The 19,630-nt window shown below is 62.2% G+C and carries 16 protein-coding genes; 12 read left to right on the top strand and 4 right to left on the bottom strand.

Annotated elements, in window-relative coordinates:
- Positions 1–201: 201 nt before the first annotated feature.
- A complete protein-coding gene (locus tag JZI28_RS07310) occupies positions 202–483 on the top strand; it encodes a hypothetical protein (RefSeq protein ID WP_375699710.1) in 282 nt (93 codons plus the stop codon).
- A 191-nt stretch (positions 484–674) separates the two neighbouring features.
- Here JZI28_RS07310 and JZI28_RS07305 read toward each other — a convergent pair whose 3' ends face one another.
- Positions 675–2,027, bottom strand: a complete 1,353-nt coding sequence (locus JZI28_RS07305; RefSeq protein WP_347510046.1) for an IS1380 family transposase — start codon at positions 2,025–2,027, stop codon at positions 675–677.
- Positions 2,028–2,114: 87 nt separating this feature from the next.
- On the opposite strand from JZI28_RS07305, the gene JZI28_RS07300 reads away from it, so the two are divergent.
- From JZI28_RS07300 to mdoH, 4 genes are all read left to right on the top strand, one after another.
- Entirely contained in the window at positions 2,115–3,239 is a 1,125-nt protein-coding gene (locus tag JZI28_RS07300; RefSeq protein WP_375699709.1) for a tetratricopeptide repeat protein, read from the top strand.
- Between the two features lie 134 nt (positions 3,240–3,373).
- On the top strand, positions 3,374–4,654 hold the full coding sequence (locus JZI28_RS07295; protein WP_375699708.1) for an OpgC family protein: 1,281 nt from the start codon (positions 3,374–3,376) through the stop codon (positions 4,652–4,654).
- A complete protein-coding gene (locus tag JZI28_RS07290; protein WP_375699707.1) occupies positions 4,651–6,168 on the top strand; it encodes a glucan biosynthesis protein in 1,518 nt (505 codons plus the stop codon). The genes JZI28_RS07295 and JZI28_RS07290 overlap by 4 nt, the downstream gene beginning before the upstream one ends.
- Positions 6,169–6,236: 68 nt before the next feature.
- On the top strand, positions 6,237–8,066 hold the full coding sequence (mdoH, locus tag JZI28_RS07285; RefSeq protein ID WP_375700085.1) for a glucans biosynthesis glucosyltransferase MdoH: 1,830 nt from the start codon (positions 6,237–6,239) through the stop codon (positions 8,064–8,066).
- A 193-nt stretch (positions 8,067–8,259) separates the two neighbouring features.
- On the opposite strand, the gene JZI28_RS07280 is transcribed toward mdoH, so the two are convergent.
- Both JZI28_RS07280 and JZI28_RS07275 read right to left on the bottom strand, forming a co-directional pair.
- Positions 8,260–9,165 (bottom strand): alpha/beta hydrolase family esterase, encoded by a 906-nt coding sequence (locus JZI28_RS07280; RefSeq protein ID WP_375699706.1) that lies wholly within the window; start codon positions 9,163–9,165, stop codon positions 8,260–8,262.
- A 14-nt stretch (positions 9,166–9,179) separates the two neighbouring features.
- Positions 9,180–9,686 (bottom strand): rhodanese-like domain-containing protein, encoded by a 507-nt coding sequence (locus tag JZI28_RS07275; protein WP_375699705.1) that lies wholly within the window; start codon positions 9,684–9,686, stop codon positions 9,180–9,182.
- Between the two features lie 405 nt (positions 9,687–10,091).
- Here JZI28_RS07275 and JZI28_RS07270 point away from each other — a divergent pair, with 405 nt between their 5' ends.
- The 7 genes from JZI28_RS07270 (at position 10,092) to selD (ending at position 18,463) form a co-directional block, all read left to right on the top strand.
- Positions 10,092–12,983, top strand: a complete 2,892-nt coding sequence (locus tag JZI28_RS07270; RefSeq protein ID WP_375699704.1) for a monovalent cation/H+ antiporter subunit A — start codon at positions 10,092–10,094, stop codon at positions 12,981–12,983.
- Between the two features lie 17 nt (positions 12,984–13,000).
- The gene (locus tag JZI28_RS07265; protein WP_027239900.1) at positions 13,001–13,354 is read left to right on the top strand and encodes a Na+/H+ antiporter subunit C; all 354 of its coding nucleotides are present in this window, start codon (positions 13,001–13,003) and stop codon (positions 13,352–13,354) included.
- Positions 13,351–14,913 (top strand): monovalent cation/H+ antiporter subunit D, encoded by a 1,563-nt coding sequence (locus JZI28_RS07260; RefSeq protein WP_375699703.1) that lies wholly within the window; start codon positions 13,351–13,353, stop codon positions 14,911–14,913. Before JZI28_RS07265 ends, JZI28_RS07260 begins: the two co-directional genes overlap by 4 nt.
- Positions 14,910–15,407 carry a Na+/H+ antiporter subunit E gene (locus JZI28_RS07255; RefSeq protein WP_295447182.1) on the top strand — a complete coding sequence of 166 codons (498 nt, stop codon included), beginning with the start codon at positions 14,910–14,912 and terminating at the stop codon, positions 15,405–15,407. The genes JZI28_RS07260 and JZI28_RS07255 overlap by 4 nt, the downstream gene beginning before the upstream one ends.
- Positions 15,404–15,676 (top strand): K+/H+ antiporter subunit F, encoded by a 273-nt coding sequence (locus JZI28_RS07250; RefSeq protein ID WP_295447184.1) that lies wholly within the window; start codon positions 15,404–15,406, stop codon positions 15,674–15,676. Before JZI28_RS07255 ends, JZI28_RS07250 begins: the two co-directional genes overlap by 4 nt.
- 14 nt (positions 15,677–15,690) lie before the next feature.
- On the top strand, positions 15,691–16,089 hold the full coding sequence (locus JZI28_RS07245; protein WP_375699702.1) for a Na+/H+ antiporter subunit G: 399 nt from the start codon (positions 15,691–15,693) through the stop codon (positions 16,087–16,089).
- A 205-nt stretch (positions 16,090–16,294) separates the two neighbouring features.
- Positions 16,295–18,463, top strand: coding sequence for a selenide, water dikinase SelD (gene selD / locus JZI28_RS07240; RefSeq protein WP_375699701.1), 2,169 nt, complete (start codon positions 16,295–16,297; stop codon positions 18,461–18,463).
- Here selD and mnmH read toward each other — a convergent pair.
- A complete protein-coding gene (gene mnmH / locus JZI28_RS07235; RefSeq protein WP_375699700.1) occupies positions 18,460–19,527 on the bottom strand; it encodes a tRNA 2-selenouridine(34) synthase MnmH in 1,068 nt (355 codons plus the stop codon). The genes selD and mnmH overlap by 4 nt on opposite strands.
- Positions 19,528–19,630: the final 103 nt, after the last annotated feature.

The following is a 19,630-nucleotide window of genomic DNA, read 5'->3' as shown; positions in this document are numbered from 1 at the left end:
GGGTGCTTGCTTGTTATTGCGTCCACAATTCCCAAAAGGCGCAAAAATCCGCCTGTTCGGGTGTCAGACTTCGCGCCTTTCCGCACGAAGCACACACGCGTCATCACCAAACCGCGAGCGACGTCGCGCGGTTGTGCGCTCTGGTTTAGTCTGTTGAGCAACAACAGTGGTTTGTGAACATAGGCAGCGATTGGACCCTCAATGACGCAAGATATCTTTGGACAGGACACCAGCCTCAGCAGTGCCGCCACCCAAGCACGCTGGGATGCAGCGCAGATGGGGGTGCTGGCCCATTCCGCGGCCACAGCAGATCACCTGGGCGCCGTTCTGGCAGCCGCACCTGATTTTGCCCAGGCCCAGGCCATCAAGGGGCTGTCGGTGCTGATGCTGGGCCGCTCCGAACTGGTGCCGATGGCGCAGGAGGCGCTGAGCGACGCCAAATTGGGATATGAGCCGACATTCCCCAAGTGGCCTGCCGTCTGACGTCAAGATCGCCTGATTTTGCCCGCTGGACAAGCGTTTTTCGCGCCGAGCGGCGTCTGCGGTCGCGCAAACGCCTGGAGCTGGGCGGATCGGGCCGCGAACCCGCAGCGTCTTTTCCCGGCAGCGACGTTTTTCAGCGCTGTGGGCAGACCTGTCGAGCCTCTTTCGTTGAGTTTTGGCCAATTTCGCGATTACGCGCATAGCGGCGGCGCTCGCAATCGGTGGATGGCGGCAAGGATAGCCCTGACCATGGGGCCAGTCACCGCGACCTCGGCGAGTTGGAAGGTGATGGCGCGGGCGTGACGCACCACACGGGCGCCGATCTTGATCAGCTTCAATTGCAGGCTGGTCAACGACCAGTCGGCCATCGCCTCGGGCAGTTCGATGCAGCGCAGGAATGTGGCCAGGTTGTAGGCCAGCGCATGGAGTTGCAGCCGCACCTCGTTGTCGCGGAACTTCCGGCATGACAGGCGCGTCCAGCGAAAGGCGTATTTACCCTCCTTGATGTGCTGCTCGGCGGTGCCGCGCTGGTTGTAGAACTGAACCACCCAGTCCGGGTCCATCGGCATGTTGGTGACGATGAAGCCGACACGCGGGAACAGCTCGCCCGGATGCCATTCGATCTTTGCGACCACACGGCGCGGTTTGTCCCAAGACGCCGCCTGATACTCGAAGTCCTCGTAGAAGCGCTTGACTTTGGTCTGCGAGGGTCGTCCGACAGGTCGGGTCAGCCGATCCGCGATCTTCTCACGCAGAACGGTGTTGGCAGGCAGCCGGATGGCGTAGAAGTACCGGGCTTCTTCCAGCCGCTCATAGATCGCCGGGATCGCATAGGCGGCATCCGCCCGGAAGAACCGCATTATGTCACGCTCTGCATACCGGGCGATGACGGGGTCGAGAACGTCCCGCCAGCCATCGGCGCTGTGGACATTGCCATGGCGCAGGGCGCAGCGCTCCAACATGCCGAACTGATTGAACAGAAAGTTGGGGTGATAGCAGGTGCAGGCGAAATGCCCGTTCCAGGCCGCGCCCTCCTGATCGCCATGGGTAGGGCTGACCGAGCTGTCCATGTCCAGCACGATGTACTTCAGCCCATGGCGATTATGAAACCGGTCGATCCATTGGCCGTTCAGGTCGGCCAGGGCTTCCCGGTTTTCGGCCAGAGCCAGCGTCTCAGTCTCGAACCGTCCCATCTGTGAGGCCGAGGCCGCCTGCGCATCGACAGCCCTTCCACCCACGACCTGGCGCATGACCGGATCGAGGGCCAGCCGGTCGGCGTCGTTGACATCCTCGTATCCGGCCAGTCGCCCGAACACCGACTGCCGGAACAACCCGTCAAGACGATGGATCGTGTTTTTCCCGCGCCGGGTGTCGCGCAGCGCTGTTGCCGCCAGATCGGACAGCCCAAGCGCGTCATCCAGCTCGCGCATCACCAGCAGCCCGCCGTCCGAACTGAGCTGCGTGCCGCGAAACTCCAGCCGCACACGGCGGTCGAAATCGACCCGATCTGCCTGCTGCAAGCCTACACCCTCTGGGTGACCCATGAAACACGCCCCTATCAGCCGCCAACACTATGATTTATATGTGAAATACAACGGTCAAGACAGCGAAATCAGCGATCTACTTGGGGAATGTGGGATGAGGCTGCCCTGCCGCGGGAACGCAAATATGTCGATGCGCTTGCGGCCTGGCTGGCTGGGCGTCCCTCGCGGGCAGTGGTGCTTATGGAGCAGATCCTTGATGTTGATCCCTGCGATGCCCTGGCGATGAAGCTCAGCCATGGGATCCGCTTTATTCTGGGCGATTGCACCGGCATGCGCGCCTCGGTTGAGCGGGTGATGCCTGCCTATGCCCCGGATCACGCCGCGCGCGGCTATCTGCTGGGCTGTCACTCCTTTGCGCTGGAAGAAACCGGGTCTTACGAGAAGGCAGGGATTGCCGGGCGTCAGGCGCTGTGGATGGCGCCAGATGATGCCTGGGGGCTGCATTCTGTCGCCCATGTGCACGAAATGACAGGCAATGCGGCACAGGGGTTGGAGTGGCTGACCGGACGCGAAGAGGCCTGGGCCCATTGCAACAACTTCCGCTATCACGTCTGGTGGCACAAGGCGCTGATGCATCTGGATCTTGGCCAGATTGATCAGGCGTTGATGCTGTATGATACCGAGGTGCGCAAGGACAAGACCGACGACTACCGCGACATCTCCAATGCCACCTCGCTGCTGATGCGGCTGGAACTGGAAGGGGTGCAGGTTGGCAACCGCTGGGAGGAGCTTTCCGAGCTTTGCGCCAATCGCACCGAGGACGGCAGCCTGATCTTTGCCGATTTGCACTACCTGCTGGCCCTGGCCGGTCACAACCGGCAGGCGGAAACCCGCCGCCTGGTAAGCCGCATTCACGCCGATGCCAAAGCCCGAAATACCGAGGCCCAGGAACGCATGGCGACGCCGGGCTGCGACGCGGCCAACGGGCTGGAGGCCTTTGGCGATGGCAACTATGCCCAGGCCTTTAGCCATCTGTCGCGCGCCCGCAGCACCCTGCAATTGGCGGGCGGCAGCCATGCCCAGCGCGATGTGTTTGAGCGCATGACCATCGACGCTGGTCTACGTGCCGGAGAATTCGACGCGGTCGAGGTCATTCTGGATGATCGCCGTGCCAAACGCGCCGGCGGCGAGGACAATTATGCCCTGGCCCGGCGCAGTCTGATTGCCCAGGCCCGCAGCACCCCGGATCCCCATAGCGTGCCCGCAGAATAACCGCTGGTAAAGATCTGAAAAACAGCTCAGAGAGCACAGACAGATACTGGACCCAAGACCCCGCAGTTTCGATTTAGAATCAGGGGCAGAACCGGCTTCAGAACTGGCTTCAAAAGACCAATAAGGAATTCCCCATGGCGAAGATTTCGCCCTTCCCCACCCTACAGCAGGATCCAGGACCTGCGGCCAACCGGAGCGCCTCTCCCGGACCTGTTGATCTGGACAAGGCGCCCGCCAAGCGCCAGCGCGACCCTCGGCTCGATTTTTACCGGGGCATTGCTATGTTCATCATTCTGGTAGCCCATATCCCCGGCAATCGCTGGACCGGCTGGATCCCGGCGCGGTTTGGCTTTTCTGATGCAACCGAAATCTTTGTGTTCTGCTCTGGCATGGCCTCGGCGATTGCCTTTGGCAGCTCTTACGCGCAACAGGGCTGGGCTTTGGGCACGGCGCGGGTGGTGTTTCGCTGCTGGCAGGTGTTCTGGGCCCACATTGGCCTGTTCTTCTTTGTCGCCATGACCATGGCGGCGCTGGACACCTATGGCAGCTTTGACAAGACCTATATCAACTCCCTGAACCTGCAACATTTCTTCAACAATCCCGCACCGCAGCTGGTGGGGCTTTTCACCCTCACCTATGTGCCAAACTATTTTGACATCCTGCCGATGTATCTGGTGGTTTTGGCGCTGATGCCGGTGATGATGGGGGTTGAGCGCCTTGGCCTCTGGGCGGTGGCGCTGACCTCAGGGCTGATATGGCTCGCTGCCAACCCCTATCTTGTCGGGCTTGGCCCCGATGGGCTCTCGCTCCCGGCGGAGCCCTGGTCGCAGCGCGAATGGTTCTTTAACCCCTTTGGCTGGCAGCTTTTGTTCTTTACCGGCTTTGCCTTCATGAAGGGCTGGCTGCCCCCGCCGCCTGTCTCGGCCCTGCTGGGCGCTGCCGCAGCTGCCTTTCTGCTGCTCTCGGCGCCCTTTGGCTCGTGGAAGGTGTTTCTTTGGGTGGATGCCGCCAATGGCGATCTTGGCGATATGATCCGCCCCTGGTGGCAGACCACGGCCCAGTGGCGTGAAAAGAGTGATTTTGGCCTGCTGCGCTACACACATTTCCTGGCCCTGGCCTATCTTGGCTGGCTGATTGCCGGGACTGGCGGCAAGCGCCTGATTGCCTCGAGTCACAGCCTTGCTGCCCGGATCTGGGCACAGCTCTTGGGGATCATCACCAAGGTCGGCCAGCAAAGCCTCGCGGTCTTTGTCTTCTCCATGGCCCTGGCGCGGCTCATCGGCTTTGCCCTGGATCAGACCGAGCGCGGCATCGCGATCACCGCCCTGGCCAATCTGACAGGCTTTGCCCTGATCATCGCCTGCGCCTATGGGGCGGGCTGGTTCAAATCCCACCCCTGGAGGGCCAAGCGATGAGCACCCTTAGCCGCCGCGCCTTTGTCGCCTCTGCACTCTCCAGCACCCTGCTCACCGCGCTGCCGGCGGGTGCCACAGAGAGCCCTAAGCCTGCGGCCTTTGACCCGGCCCAGGTGATCGCCCGCGCCCGCGCCCTGGCCACCCAGGGCTACCAGCCCCGGCAACAGGTGCCGCAGGATTGGCTGGATCTGACTTATGATCAGTACAAGGCACATCGGTTCCGTACCAAGGACGCGATCTGGTCCAAGACCGACAGCAGCTACAACGTCGATCTCTTTCTGCCGGGGCTGTATTTTCGCCACGCGGTTCAGGTGAACACCGTTAAAGACGGCATGACCCGCCCCTTTGGCTTTGACATGGCGCTGTTTGATCGCGGCGAGATTGCGCCGCCTCTCAGCACCACCGGGGCACTCGGCTATAGCGGGCTGCGTCTGCGCACCCAGTTGGATCAGCCCAATAAGAAAACCGAATTCTGCGTCTTTCAGGGGGCCAGCTATTTCCGCGCCATCGGTATCGGCCAGGCCTATGGTCTGTCAGCACGCGGGCTGGCGCTGAAAACTGGCGATCCCATGGGGGAGGAATTCCCCGATTTCATTGAGTTCTGGCTGGAGGCCCCCGGCCCCAACCAGCGCAGTATGGTGGTCCATGCGCTGATGGATTCGCCCTCGGTCACGGGTGCCTATCGCTTTACCATCACCCCCGGAGCCACCACGGTGATGGATGTCGAGGCGCATCTGTTTGCCCGCGAGGACCTGACCCACACCGGGCTGGCGCCGCTCACCTCGATGTTCCTGTTTGACCGCACCAACCGCAACCGGTTTGACGATTTCCGCCCCAATGTGCACGACAGCGACGGGCTGTTGATCCTCAACGGCAATGGCGAGCGGCTGTGGCGGCCCCTGGCCAACCCAGTGCATTTGCAAATCTCCTCCTTCGTGGATGAAAACCCCCGTGGCTTTGGCCTGATGCAACGGTCGCGGCATCTACAAGATTTTGAAGACCTGGAAGCCAATTACCACCGCCGCCCCAGTCTTTGGGTGGAACCAAAGGGCAACTGGGGCAAAGGCGCGGTCACCCTGGTTGAAATCCCTGCCGACAAGGAAATCTACGACAATATCGTCGCCTATTGGCGGCCTCAGGACACCCTGCCCGCCGGAACCGAGCTGCCGCTGTCCTATCGGCTCAGCTGGGGCGAGGACCCAGAGATGGATCTGGCCCGGGTGATTGATACCGCCGCAGGCGCGCGCATCTTTGGGGAACCCGGACGGTTGATGACGGTGGATTTTGAAGCCCACCCGCTGCTGGACGGCGATCCCGAGGACATCGAGGTGCATCTTTCCTCCCCCCATGTGGAAACCAGCGAAGGGGTGCTGCAACGCAACCCCGCCACCGGCGGGGTGCGGCTGGCCTTCAGCTTTGCCCCCAATGAAGAAAACCATGTTGAGCTGCGCCTGCAGCTGCGCCGCAATGGCGCCGCCGCCAGCGAAGTCTGGCTCTATCGGTGGACAGCATGAACGATCCGATCCCGACCTCACCCCTACCGCCAGCCGAACCGCTGATGCCACCGCTGCAGCCGCTGGCCATGCCCGAGCAGGATTTCGCCAGGCCGTTTCACGACCACAACGCCCCGGAGTTTGAGCCACCGCGCCATCTGGCGCTCTGGCGTCTGCTCGCCTTCTCCCCCGCCATGTTGGCCACCGCCGTGTTGACCTGGGTGATGCAGGGCTGGTTTGCCAAGGGCGGCTTTATGGCGCTGGAGCTGGTGCTGCTGGCGCTGATCGCCTTCAACTTTTTCTGGATCTGCTTTTCGGTCTCCACAGTGGTCCTGGGGCTGTATTCCCTGTCCAAACGTAACCGCGACCGCCCCAAAGCCAGGCCGGCCCCGATGCGGGTCGCCCTGCTGGTTCCGGTCTATAATGAGACCCCCTGGTATGTGCTGGGCAATGTGCAATCCATGCTGGAAGAGCTGCACCAGCGCGGCGGTAAGCACAGCTACGACATGTTTGTGCTGTCGGACACCCGCGACGACAACCTCGCCGACCAGGAACGGTTAAGCGTCGAGGCCCTGCGCGCCGCCCTGCCTGCTGGCGTGGCGCTCTATTATCGCCGCCGCGCTTTGAACACCGGGCGCAAGGTGGGCAATATCAGCGATTGGATGCGCCGCTGGGGCGCGGGCTACGAGGCCATGCTGGTGTTGGATGCCGACAGTCTGATGACCGGGCGGGCCATTGCCCGTCTGACGGATGCGCTGTCGCGCGATCCCAGCGCCGGTTTGATCCAAAGCTTCCCGCAACTCATCGGCGCGCAATCCGTTTTTGGTCGCATGCAGCAGTTTGCCAATGGCGTATACGGCCTGGCTCTGGCCGAAGGTCTGGCCCGCTGGACCGGGTTTGAGGGCAACTATTGGGGCCACAATGCCATTATGCGGGTCCAGGCCTTTGCCGCCTGCGCCGGGCTGCCGCCGCTGCGCTCGCGCTTTTGGGGCGGTGACAAGATGATCATGAGCCATGATTTTGTCGAGGCCGGCCTGTTGCGCCGTGCCGGGTGGCGGGTGCGGTTTCTGCCGCGTCTGGGGGGATCGTTTGAGGAAACACCACCCACCCTGATAGATCACATCCTGCGCGATCGGCGCTGGTGCCAGGGCAATCTGCAACATCTCAACCTGCTGGGCGCCCGCGGCTTCTTTGCCATCTCGCGGTTTCACCTGCTGCACGGGGCCATTGGCTATCTGATGGCGCCGATCTGGTTTGCGCTCTTGGTGATCTGGGCGCTGATTGGCCGGGGCGAAGACAGCTCGGTGATCCATTACTTCAGCGCCGCCAATCCCTCGCGCCCCTCCTGGCCCGATATGTCAGAGCCGCGCCATGTGCTGGTGATCTTGCTGATCTACGCCATGCTGCTGGCGCCCAAACTGCTGGCGGTGCTGGCGCTGGCCCTCACCAGTGGGCGGCTGTCTGACTATGGCGGACCTCTCCGCTTTGCCGCCTCCGTCGGGGTCGAGATCCTGCTGGCGGTGCTTTATGCGCCGATCCTCATGGTGCAGCAGATGATCGCGGTGTTTCGCACCACCTTCGGCCTGCAGCGTGGCTGGTCGCCCCAGGCGCGGGCGGGCGGCCAATATGGTCTGGCAACCTTGCTGAGCTGCCACGCGCTGGAAACCCTCAGCGGTCTGGCTTTGTGGGGTGGCATTGCCACCGGGCTGGTGTCGCTCTGGCTGGTGCCCATCGCCCTGTCCCTGGTGCTTGCGGTGCCCCTGTCGGCGCTGTCAGGGCGCCGCGCCGGTAAATCCAAAACCGGCTGGATGGCCACCCCGGTGGTCTATTCGGAACCCAAAATCACCCAGGCCGCCCACCGCTACCGGGCGCAGCTGAAACGCTACCTTGATGTGATCAACCAACATCCGGCGCAGTAGCTCAGAACCTCCCTTGGCTCTATGTGCTTTGAAACAGGCGCAACCGCCTCCGTTGCCCCTTGGGCGACGGAGGCCCGGCCCAAGGCTTTGTCTCTCATCTGAGATGAGAGGCAAAGGCACGGGAGCCCGCCCGTCTCAAGGCACACAGATTTGCCAACCTTCTCCCTGCCAGACCCTATTTATAATCACAGCCTCACTCGGCGCCTTGTTGTGGTCTCTCAAACCAGTCCAACACCGCTCCCGGCCACCAGCCGGGCACCCGATGCCCCTGAGGGAACAAAAGAAATTCGATATCCGCCCCCGGACCACAGTCCCAGCTACGCCCCAGGACATCGCCCTGTTGCCAGCGCTGATCCGGCGCGTGCTCAGTACAGTGATTGGTGTCGCGCCACAGCTCCAGCCCGGCAAAAATGTCGCCCTGCTGGAACCGCTTGCCATCCAGATAACGCCCCTCAAGTGGCACCACCCCATCGCTCCAGCCATGACTGTGAAACAGCCGTATCTCTCCGCTGCAGGTCTCTGGCTGCGGGCGCCAGAAGCCACCGGCAATGGGCGCGTAGCCGGCAAAAGCCTCAGGTTCGGCGCAGGCCAGATAGTTGACCATAAAGCCCCCCGCCGAAAACCCCGCCAATAGCATGGTCTGGCGATCCAGACCAAAGCGCGCCGCCGCGTCCGCTGCCACATCCTGCAGGAATTCCACCTCGTCGCGGCCCTGCCAACCGGGAAAGAAATTCCAGGAGCGCGGACCACCGCGCCGGGGCAAGGCATCTGGCGCAATTACCGCATAGCCCCGCGCCGTCAGCCCCTGCGCCACGGCCTGGTTGTTCAGCGCTGCCAGACCTGATCCCCCATAGCCATGCAGAAACACCACTGCGGGCATCGCCGCGGCCGGCTCGGCCTGCACAGGGCTGCGCTGATCCGGACTTGGCAGCGCAATATGATAGCTCCCCTGGGGCATCGCGCAGGCCTGCGCCACTGTGGGGCCACAGCCCGCCGCTGCCGGACGCGGGCTGGCCAGCGCCACCATCAGGGGCAATGCGACCAGCGCCAGCGCCGACGCGCACCGCCGCGCGCCCCTGCGGCCGAACCCGACCGCCATCCCCATCCCCAGCCCTAGCCCCGCCATCGGGTCACCGGTAGATTTCCTGCAATCCAGCCAGGACCACTTGCGGATCCCAGCATGCCCTCTGGCACATCGATAATCCTGCGATAACCAGCCGCCGCCAGGGCCCGCGTCATCCGCGCCGAGCGCACCCCCCGGGCACAGATCAGCGCAACCGGCGCCGCCAGGTTCCCAGCGGTGGCCTCGCTCAGGGCCTGCAAAAAGTCATCACGCCGCATATCGATGGCAACGGCCCCCTCGGGCAGACCGGTTTGGCGCCATTCACCCGGCGTGCGAATGTCAACCAGCGTGATCTCTTTTGCCTTGGCCGCCGCAAAGGCCTGCGCCGGGGTCAGCCGTGGATAGTCATGGTCCACTGGCTGGCTACGCCACCAATAGATGCCGCCGCCGAGCGCCAGGCCAATTCCGCCAAGGCCGAGCAGCAGCTGGCGCCGCGACATCCCCGAGGCGCTGCTTGTTTCAGGGAGAGATCCCTGCATCTGTTCATGTCGTGCCATAATGCCCTGCAGCTGAGTGACGGTATCCGGTATCAAGGTGCTCCGCCTTCTGCTTACGGTCGCAGACGGAACGATTTCTTATAACAGCTATTGCGGCGCGGATCAGCTCTGGCTGCGCCCCGGTTCTTCAACTTATCGGCACCCCCAAGCAGCCACTGGCCCCAACAAGCCCCCCACTTCGCCCCCAACGGATACGCCGCCAGCGCACCCGGCCTTTAAATTCCACGAGAAGAAGGAAAAATTCAGCGCCCCGGCCTACAAAAAGCGCCAGTGCAGACCTAAATGCCCCCCAATCGAACAACAAAACCTCACTCAAGAGGCACTTACGCGGTCGCAGGGCTGGAACAGTTGCAAGAAATTGCCTAAGCCTTGACTAATGCCTAAGCCCAGCCAGGAGAACTGCACGTGTCCCTGTTTTTGATTGCGGCCCTGCCCTTTCTCGGAGCGGTCTTTCCCGCTCTATTGATCCGTGCCGGGCGCAACGCCTCGGCCTCAGCAGCAGGTCTGACCACGTTTCTTGCCTTTGTTGGCCTGTTGCTACACGCGCCTGCGGTGTTTCGCGGCGAGGTAATCCAGGTCGGCGTTGACTGGCTGCCCGGCCTTGGCCTCAATGCCAATTTCTTTCTTGATGGGCTTGGTTTTCTCTTTGCCGCTATGATCCTTGGCATTGGCTTGCTGGTCATCCTTTACGCCCGGTTTTACCTGTCGCGTGAAGATCCCATGGGGCAGTTCTACACCTATCTGCTGCTGTTTCAGGGCGCCATGGTTGGCATCGTTCTGTCAGATAACATACTGCTTTTGCTGGTGTTCTGGGAACTCACCTCGCTGTCCTCGTTTTTGCTGATCGGCTATTGGAAACACCTGCCCGAGGGCCGCCAGGGCGCGCGGATGGCACTGGCAGTCACCGGATCCGGTGGCCTGGCGATGATCGGTGGCATGATGATCCTGGGCAATATCGCGGGCTCTTATGATCTGAGCGTGATTTTGCAGCATAAGGACATGATCCAGGCCTCGCCGCTGTATCTGCCCGCGCTGATCCTGATCCTCTTGGGCTGTTTTACCAAATCGGCGCAGTTTCCGTTTCATTTCTGGCTGCCCCACGCCATGGCAGCGCCCACACCTGTTTCAGCCTATCTGCATTCCGCCACCATGGTCAAAGCCGGTCTGTTCCTGATGGCGCGGCTCTGGCCGGTGCTGGCGGGCACGCCCGAGTGGTTCTATATCGTCGCAACAACCGGGTTGATCACCATGTTGCTGGGCGCGGTGATTGCCCTGTTCAAGGATGATCTGAAGGCGCTTTTGGCCTTTTCCACCGTGTCGCATCTGGGGCTGATCACCATGCTGTTGGGCTTTGGCACCAAGATCGCAGCGGTAACGGCGGTGTTTCACATCATCAACCACGCCACATTCAAGGCCGCATTGTTCATGACGGCCGGCATTGTCGACCACGAGGCCCATACCCGCGACATCAAACGTCTGGGCGGGCTGCGCCATCTGATGCCGGTGACCGCAACCATTGCCATTGTCGCCGCCCTGTCGATGGCCGGCATTCCCCCCTTCAACGGGTTCCTGTCCAAGGAGATGATGCTGGAAGAAACCGTGCATACGCTCTGGGGCGGCTCACATTATGTGGTGCCGGGTTTGGCGCTGCTGGCGGCGCTGTTTTCCGCCGCCTATTCCTTTCGCTTTATTGGCCATGTGTTTCTGGGCAGAACCCGCGATGACTATCCGGCGCAGCCCCATGATCCGGGGTTTGGCATGTGGGCCGGTCCCGGCTTGCTGATGATGCTGGTGGTCTTGATCGGGCTGTTTTCAGCCAATCTGGCGGGGCCACTTGTGGCTGTCGCGGCTGGCGCCGTGATTGGTGGCGCAGATCTGCCCTATTATTCGCTCAAGCTGTGGCACGGATTGACACCGGCGCTGTATATGTCCGCAGGAGCCGTTGTTGGCGGCTTGGTTTTGCTCAAGCTGCACGCGCCGCTGATGGCGGCCTGGAACCGGGCGCCACGCCCCGAGGCCAAGCAGATCTTTGACGCCCTGATGCGCGGGCTCACCAAACTGTCGCAGCTGATCACTGATGGCCTGCATAATGGCGCCATTACCCGCTATGCCTTTGTGATGATGCTGTTCATCATCGGCCTTAGCTACTACGCCTATGCCACCGGCACCCTCAGTCTCCCCAGCCGCGCGGTGCAAAGCGTCGGGCCGATCACCGTGATCGCCTGGTTCTGCCTGATGGTGGCCACCCTGGCTGTGGTGGCAAAGCACCGTCAGCGTCAGCTGTCGCTGGTGCTGATCGGCGTGGTTGGCCTGGTGGTTTCGCTGGGCTTCAACTACCTCTCGGCACCGGATCTGGCGCTGACCCAGCTGTCAGTGGAGGTGGTGACCATGGTGCTGCTGCTGCTGGCGTTGAATTTCATGCCCAAGGACAGCCCCGTTGAATCGCCGCTTTGGGTGCGGCTGCGCGACGGCGGCATTGCGATGATTGCCGGGCTGGGCGCTGCGACGCTGATCTATATGCTGATGCTGCGCGACTTTGCGATGCCCAGCATTTCTGAATTCCACCTGGCCAATTCCTACAAAGGCGGCGGCGGCACCAATGTGGTCAACGTGATCCTGGTGGACTTCCGTGGCTATGACACCTTTGGCGAGATCATCGTTCTGGGCATTGCCGCGCTGGTGATCTACGCCCTGACCGAAGCGGTGCTGGGCACGCGGGTGCGGGCCTATCTGCTGAACCGCAAACCCGATATTCCGCAGGCTGGCGATGCCCATCCGATGATGATGGTTGTCGCCACCCGGGTGATGATGCCGCTGGCACTGATGGTGGCCGCCTATATCTTTTTCCGCGGTCACAACCTGCCCGGCGGCGGTTTTATCGCCGGTCTGATCGCCGCCATCGCGCTGTTGATGCAATATATGGCCTCTGGCTTTAGCTGGGCGTCTGAGCGCCAGCGGATGTTCTACCACGGCACCATCGGGTCCGGGGTGCTGATTGCCGCCGCCACCGGGCTTGGCTCCTGGTTCAGCGGCCTGCCCTTCCTGACCAGCGCCTTTGGCTATCTGCACTGGGCACCACTGGAAGAGTTCGAATGGGCCACCGCTGCGCTGTTTGACCTCGGGGTGTTCCTGGCTGTGGTTGGCGCCGTGCTGCTGGCGCTGGAAAGCCTGGCGCGCTTTGCCTGGCAGCCGGGGATTTCTTCGGAACATGCGATGGATATCAACCCGGCCCGCGATCACGCGGCAGAAGAGGCTGCGGCGGAAGCCGCAGCAGCAGCGGCAAAAGGCGAGGCATGACCATGGGCTTTCTGAATATCGAATTTCTAGTGGCCTCTGCGGTGGGGCTGCTGACGGCGGCGGGGATCTATCTGATCCTGCGGCGGCGCACCTTTCCGGTGATCCTGGGGCTGTCGCTGCTGACCTATGGGGTGAACATCTTTCTGTTTGCCACCGGCAGGCTGATGGTCAATGCGCCGCCGATCCTGAACAAATACGCCGAGGTGCCCTATACCGATCCGCTGCCACAGGCGCTGGTGCTGACCGCCATCGTGATTTCTTTTGGCATGACGGCAGTGGTGGTGATGATCGCCCTGGCCGCCTATCTGTCGGCCCGTGATGACAAGATCGATATGCCCCATCATCCCGAAGACGAAGGGGAAGACGCATGAACCATTTCCTGATTGCACCGGTTGTTCTGCCGGCGCTGGTGGCGCCCTTCATCATCATGGTGGTGCGCCACCATATGGATCTGGCGCGGATCTTTTCGCTGGCCAGTACGGTCTTTCTGGTGGCGATCTCGCTGGTCCTGGCCGCGCAGGCCAGCACCGGAGAGGTGCAGGTCTATGAGCTGGGCAACTGGTCGGCGCCCTTTGGCATCGTGCTGGTGCTGGACCGCCTGTCGGCGATGATGGTCTTGCTGACCTCGGTGCTGGCGCTGGTGATCAACCTCTATGTCATTGGCTCGGACTGGGACAAACGCGGCGCCAATTTCCATGCGCTGTTTCAGTTTCAGCTGATGGGCATCATCGGTGCCTTCCTCACCGGAGACGCCTTTAACCTGTTTGTTTTCTTTGAGGTTCTGCTGATCGCCTCTTATGGGTTGATGATCCATTCCGGCGGCACCCGGCGGTTTCAGGCCGGGGTGCAATATGTGGTCTATAACCTCTTGGGCTCAACCCTGTTCCTGTTTGCGCTGGGGACGCTATATTCCGTCACTGGCACGCTCAACATGGCGGATCTGGCGCTGCGGGTGGCAGAGATCCCGGCGGAAGACACCGCTCTGCTGCGCGTCGGCGCGGTGATGCTCTTGCTGGTTTTTGCCATCAAGGCCGCCGTCATTCCGCTGCATTTCTGGCTGCCGGCCTCTTATGCCAATGCCCCCCTGCCGATTGCGGCGCTCTTTGCCATTATGACCAAGGTCGGCGCCTATGCCATCCTGCGGGTCTATACCCTGGTCTTTGGCCCAGATCTGGCGATCACCCAGGGGCTGGCCGGGGCCTGGCTGATGCCAGCCGCGCTGGTCACCCTGATGATCGGCGCCGTGGGCATCCTTGGCTCTTACCGCATTGGCCGCCTGGTGGCCTTTGGCGCCATCACCTCCATGGGCACGCTGCTCACGGCGATTGCGCTGTTCTCCCCCGAAGGGGTCGCCGCGGCGCTGTATTACACGGTGCATTCCACCCTTGCTGCCGCCTTTCTGTTTCTGGTGGCGGATCTGGTGGCTGAGCGCCAGGGCATCGAGATCACCGGCCAGCGCCTGATGCCGCAAAGCGGGCTGATCGCGGTGCTGTTCTTTACCGGCGCCATTGCCATGGCGGGCATGCCGCCCTTGTCGGGCTTCCTGGGCAAGCTGCTGGTGCTGGATGCGGCACGCGACCACGATCTGGTCTGGTGGATCTGGGGCACCATTCTGATCGGCTCTTTGATCACCATCCTTGGCATGGCCCGTGCCGGCAGCCTGTTGTTCTGGAAAAGCCACGGCGTCACCGCCCAAACCGACCCAGATTCTGCGCCCTCTTATGAGGAAGAGGCCAACGAGCAGGACGAGGACATCACCAATCCGCGCCCCGCCGCCCTGCCCTTTGTGGCCTGTTTTGCCCTGCTGAGCGGCCTGATCCTGCTCACCGTGTTTGCCGGCCCCGCCAGCCGCTACGCCGAGGCAACAGCCGCGCAGCTCTTTGCGCCCGAGATCTATATCAAAGCCGTGCTGGGAAAGGTCACACCATGAGACTGCTACGGCGGCTGCTGCCGCATCCGATCCTGACCCTGCTGCTGACCCTTGCCTGGGTTCTGCTGACCAGCACCTGGACGCTGAACTCGTTGGTTTTTGGCTTTTTGCTGGGGCTGCTGATCCCCTTTTTGACCCAGCCCTACTGGCCAAATCAGATGCGGTTGAAAAAGCCGCTGAAGATCATCGAATACATCCTGATTGTGCTCTATGATATTGTTGTTGCCAACGTGGTTGTGGCCCGCATCGTGGTGTTCAAATCCAATGCCAAACGCCAGCCCGCCTGGGTCGCCGTGCCGCTGGATCTGCTCACCCCCGAGGCGATTTCGGTTCTGGCCGGCACCATCACCATGACGCCGGGCACGGTGGCGGCTGATGTCTCGGCTGAGGGCCACGCCCTGTTGGTGCATTGTCTAGATGCGCCAGACCCAAATGCCGTCCGCGATGAGATCAAACACCGCTATGAGCGCCGCCTGAAGGAGATCTTTGAATGATTATTACCTATGCCACGCTCTTTGCCTTTACCTGCTTTGCCCTGGCGCTCCTGATGAACCTGTGGAAAATCATCTTCGCCGCCGAGATCGCAGACAGGATCCTGGCGCTGGATTCCATGTTCATCAATGGGTTGGCGCTGATGGTGCTTTATGGGCTGGCCCTGGGCAGCGAAATCTATTTTGAGGCCTCGCTGATCATTGCCATGCTGGGCTTTGTCTCAACCGTGGCCTATGCGCGCTTTATTCTGCGCGGCAATATTATCGAATGATGGGAGGCGCAGAGATGGTATATGACTACCTGGTCGCAGGCTTTTTGATCATGGCGGGCATCTTTGGCTTTGTCGGCTCCTTTGGCCTGCTCAAGCTCAACGATCCGATGTCGCGGCTGCATGCCCCCACCAAGGCCACCACGCTGGGCGTTGGTGGCGTACTGCTGGCCTCGATGCTGCACGGCGCGGTGGTTGAGGGGAATCTGTCGCTGCATGAGCTGATGATCACCCTGTTTTTGTTCCTCACCGCACCGGTCACGGCCTTGTTTATTGCCAAGGTCCATATTCACCGCCATGAGACAAAGGCCAGCCTGCCAAAGGCCGGCGCAGATGGCATCTGGGCCACCCATAATGTGCCAGAGACCAAAAATGAGAGCGAAACGGATCCCGCGCAGGGCAAAGACCCGGCGTGAGGGTACTTGGTTGAACGACCAGCCGCCGCGCCTCTGATCTGAGTTGCCCGGTGCGGGTGTTGCCAGCTGTTTTGCCAGCGACGGCCAGCTACCACCCGCGACGGTGAGAGGTGAACCGTCACTTTGTTCTGGCTCAAGGCAGTTCCCGCTGCTGGCCCTAAACAGGTCAGGACTGACAAGATAACTGACACAAAGGCGCCGCCCCATGTACAGCCCTCCTCTTCCGGCAACCAAAGATGTGGTTCTGATTGGCGGTGGCCATGCCCATGCGCTGGTTTTGCTGAAATGGGGCATGCGGCCCCTGCCGGGCGCCCGGCTCACCCTGATAAACCCAGGTCCCACCGCGCCCTATTCCGGCATGTTGCCGGGCTTTGTGGCAGGCCATTACCAGCGCCAGGATCTGGATATTGATCTGGTGAAACTGGCGCGGTTTTGCGGCGCGCGTCTGATCTTGGGGGCGGCTGACGGGCTGGACCCGCAGGCGCGCCTGGTCAATGTGCCCGGACGTGCGCCCATTGCCTATGATTTTGCCTCAATCGACGTTGGCATCACCTCAGAAATGCCGGATCTTCCCGGCTTTGCCACCCATGGCGTGCCGGCCAAACCCTTGGGCACCTTTGCCAGCTCCTGGGAGGCGTTTCGCGGCGATCATAGCCACAAAGATCCGGCACATATTGCCGTTATCGGCGGGGGTGTTGCCGGGGCCGAACTGGTGCTGGCCATGGCCCATGCTCTGTCCCGGCAGGGGCGGTTGGGACAGGCAACGCTGATCGACAGCGGCCCGGTGCTGGGACAGGCCAGCCCGGAGGTTGCCAAACGTCTGCGCCGCGCCTTTAGCGAACATCGGGTCTCCTTGGTGGAAAACACCGGCGTTGACCGAGTCGAGCCGGGTCTGATCCACCTGTCGGATGGGCGCGAAGTGCTCTCTGACTTCACCACCGGCGCCGCCGGCGCCCACCCCCATGATTGGATCGCCGGGTCGGGCCTTGCCCTGCATCAGGGCTTTGTCACCGTGGATGAGACCCTGCAAAGCTCTGATCCCAATGTCTTTGCCGTGGGCGACTGCGCCCATCTCGGGTTTTCCCCCCGCCCCAAGGCTGGCGTCTATGCGGTGCGTCAGGCCCCGATTCTGTATCACAATCTGCGCGCCCGTCTGACCGCAGATCCGCTGCGCCGCTATCGCCCGCAAAAGGACTACCTCAAGCTGATTTCCATGGGCCGTAAAGAGGCTTTGGGAGATCGTTTTGGCCTGCAGTTTTCCGGTGCCCTGGTCTGGGGCTGGAAGAACCGGATCGACCAGGCCTTTATGGAGCAGTTCCGCCACCTGCCGCAAATGGAGCAGGTGAAACTGCCTGCCGAACATACCTATGATCTGCCCGAGGCCCTGGGCGACAAACCCATGTGTGGCGGCTGCGGCGCCAAGGCCGGACGCGGCGCGCTGCGGGCTGCGCTGACCGCCCTGACGCCACTGCAACGACAGGATGTCACCGCCCTGCCCGGCGATGACGCGGCGCTGGTACAGACAGGGGGTGTGCAACAGGTGATCACCACCGATCATCTGCGCGGCTTGGTCCTGGATCCGGTGGTGATGGCGCGCATTGCAGCGGTGCATGCTCTGGGTGATATCTGGGCCATGGCCGCCGACCCGCAGGTGGCCACAGCCAACCTGATCCTGCCCCGCCTGACGCCTGCCCTGCAACAGCGAACCCTAAGTGAAATCATGTCCAGCGCGGGCGAGATCTTTCACGCCGCCGGGGCGGATATTGTCGGCGGTCACACCTCGATCGGGGATGAGCTGTCGATTGGCTTTACCGTCACTGGGCTGTGCCCATCGGCCCCGGTGACCCTGGCTGGGGCGCAGCCGGGAGATGTGCTGATCCTGACCAAACCCCTGGGATCGGGCGTGATCATGGCGGCGGAAATGGCTGGCGCGGCCAAAGGCGACTGGGTGGCAGCAGCCCTGACGCGGATGTGCCAGCCCCAGGGCGCCGCCGCCCGCATTCTCGCCACCGCCCATGCAATGACCGATGTCACCGGCTTTGGTCTGGCCGGGCATCTCATGGGGCTGTGCGAGGCCTCCGGTCTGGCCGCGCAGGTGGATCTGACAGCGGTGCCCCTGATGCAGGGCGCGGCAGAGCTCAGCGCGGGCGGTATCCGCTCCTCCCTGTTTGAAGACAACCGCGCGATTGCGCCCGGCCTGCCGCGCGGAGCAGAGGCAGATCTGTTGTTTGACCCACAAACCGCCGGTGGCCTGCTGGCGGCTATCGCCCCCGAGACCGCGGATAAGGTGCTGAAACAGCTGCAGGACGCGGGCTATAGCGCCGCCAGAATTGGCAGCCTCACCTCTGGCGCGGCAGAGCTGCACCTGATCTAAAGCGGATTGTCCTGTGGGGCCTGCAGCAAATCACAGATCTGCTGCGCCACCTGGTCCAGATCCGTTTCAGACATCTGTCCCAGATCCAGTTCAGCCACCACCGCAGCGCCGCTGAGGCGGCTGGATTTCTGGTAAGAGGGATCATAGTGGTCCTGCATCAAGGCCAGGGTCAGCGCCGCTTTATCCCCCGTGGCGATCAGGTCGAACCAATGGTCAATCACCGCATTGGCGCGGTGACCGCGCAGAAAGCTCAGCTTTTCGCGCAGCATGTCCTTATCCGACAGAATATCGTCATAGGCCTGGGTCAGGTAGCGGCAGCGCGCCGCCACGGGCGCGTGCACCTCGATGCGGGGCGCCTGTTTCATGGCGCGCCACAGGCTGGGCGGCAGGATCCGCGCACCGACCTTACTGGACTCCGCCTCAACCAGAACCGGACGGGCCGGATCCAGCTGCAACAGCGACTGCGCCAAGGCGCTCTCAAAGCCTTTTTGGCAGGGCTGCGGCTGCGCCATCCCCCCCAACAGCGAGCCGCGATGATTGGCCAGCGCCTCCAAGTCAATCACCTGCCCGCCCAGCGCCCGCACCCGCTGCAACAGCTCGGTTTTGGCGCTGCCGGTATAGCCATCCAAGGCCACCAGGCGAAACGGCAGCTGTTGGTCATAAAGATAGGAATGCACCAGCCGCCGATAGCTTTGATAGCCGCCCTCAATCAGGCCAGCCCGCCAGCCGATCTGGCTCAACATCCAGGAAAAACTGCCCGAGCGCTGGCCACCACGCCAGCAATAGACCAAGGGCCGCCAGCCGCCCTCATGGTGGCTGAGACTGGTTTCGATATTGTTGGCGGCATTGCGAAACACCAGCGCCGCGCCCAGTTTGCGCGCCTTAAAGGGGCTGTCCTGCACGTAGATGGTGCCAACTTTGGCCCGTTCTTCGTTGTTCAACACCGGCAGGTTGATGGCACCTGGCAGGTGGTCCTCGGCAAATTCCGCAGGACTGCGCACATCTATGACTGTGTCATAGCCGTGGGCCATCAGGTCTTGCAGGGTTTCATAGCGATTGGGCATAGGGTTTGCTTACCCCGCAGCCGCGCTGAATAAAAGAAAGATCTCGCCTGACTGCGCGCAGCAGCGCCCCGAGGGAGCCCCGACTGAGCCCAGCCGACAAATC

It is taken from the genome of Pseudophaeobacter sp. TrK17, from assembly GCF_042192375.1.
GTDB lineage: Bacteria > Pseudomonadota > Alphaproteobacteria > Rhodobacterales > Rhodobacteraceae > Pseudophaeobacter.
The sequence above is the reverse complement of the archived record's forward strand: the minus strand, read 5'-3'. Positions and strand labels throughout refer to the sequence as shown.

Coding starts and splice junctions, on each gene's coding strand:
- JZI28_RS07310 (WP_375699710.1), top strand. CDS start 202: ATGACGCAAGATATCTTTGGACAGGACACCAGCCTCAGCAGTGCCGCC.
- JZI28_RS07305 (WP_347510046.1), bottom strand. CDS start 2,027: ATGGGTCACCCAGAGGGTGTAGGCTTGCAGCAGGCAGATCGGGTCGAT.
- JZI28_RS07300 (WP_375699709.1), top strand. CDS start 2,115: ATGTGGGATGAGGCTGCCCTGCCGCGGGAACGCAAATATGTCGATGCG.
- JZI28_RS07295 (WP_375699708.1), top strand. CDS start 3,374: ATGGCGAAGATTTCGCCCTTCCCCACCCTACAGCAGGATCCAGGACCT.
- JZI28_RS07290 (WP_375699707.1), top strand. CDS start 4,651: ATGAGCACCCTTAGCCGCCGCGCCTTTGTCGCCTCTGCACTCTCCAGC.
- mdoH (WP_375700085.1), top strand. CDS start 6,237: ATGCCCGAGCAGGATTTCGCCAGGCCGTTTCACGACCACAACGCCCCG.
- JZI28_RS07280 (WP_375699706.1), bottom strand. CDS start 9,165: ATGGCGGTCGGGTTCGGCCGCAGGGGCGCGCGGCGGTGCGCGTCGGCG.
- JZI28_RS07275 (WP_375699705.1), bottom strand. CDS start 9,686: ATGGCACGACATGAACAGATGCAGGGATCTCTCCCTGAAACAAGCAGC.
- JZI28_RS07260 (WP_375699703.1), top strand. CDS start 13,351: ATGAACCATTTCCTGATTGCACCGGTTGTTCTGCCGGCGCTGGTGGCG.
- JZI28_RS07255 (WP_295447182.1), top strand. CDS start 14,910: ATGAGACTGCTACGGCGGCTGCTGCCGCATCCGATCCTGACCCTGCTG.
- JZI28_RS07250 (WP_295447184.1), top strand. CDS start 15,404: ATGATTATTACCTATGCCACGCTCTTTGCCTTTACCTGCTTTGCCCTG.
- JZI28_RS07245 (WP_375699702.1), top strand. CDS start 15,691: ATGGTATATGACTACCTGGTCGCAGGCTTTTTGATCATGGCGGGCATC.
- selD (WP_375699701.1), top strand. CDS start 16,295: ATGTACAGCCCTCCTCTTCCGGCAACCAAAGATGTGGTTCTGATTGGC.
- mnmH (WP_375699700.1), bottom strand. CDS start 19,527: ATGCCCAATCGCTATGAAACCCTGCAAGACCTGATGGCCCACGGCTAT.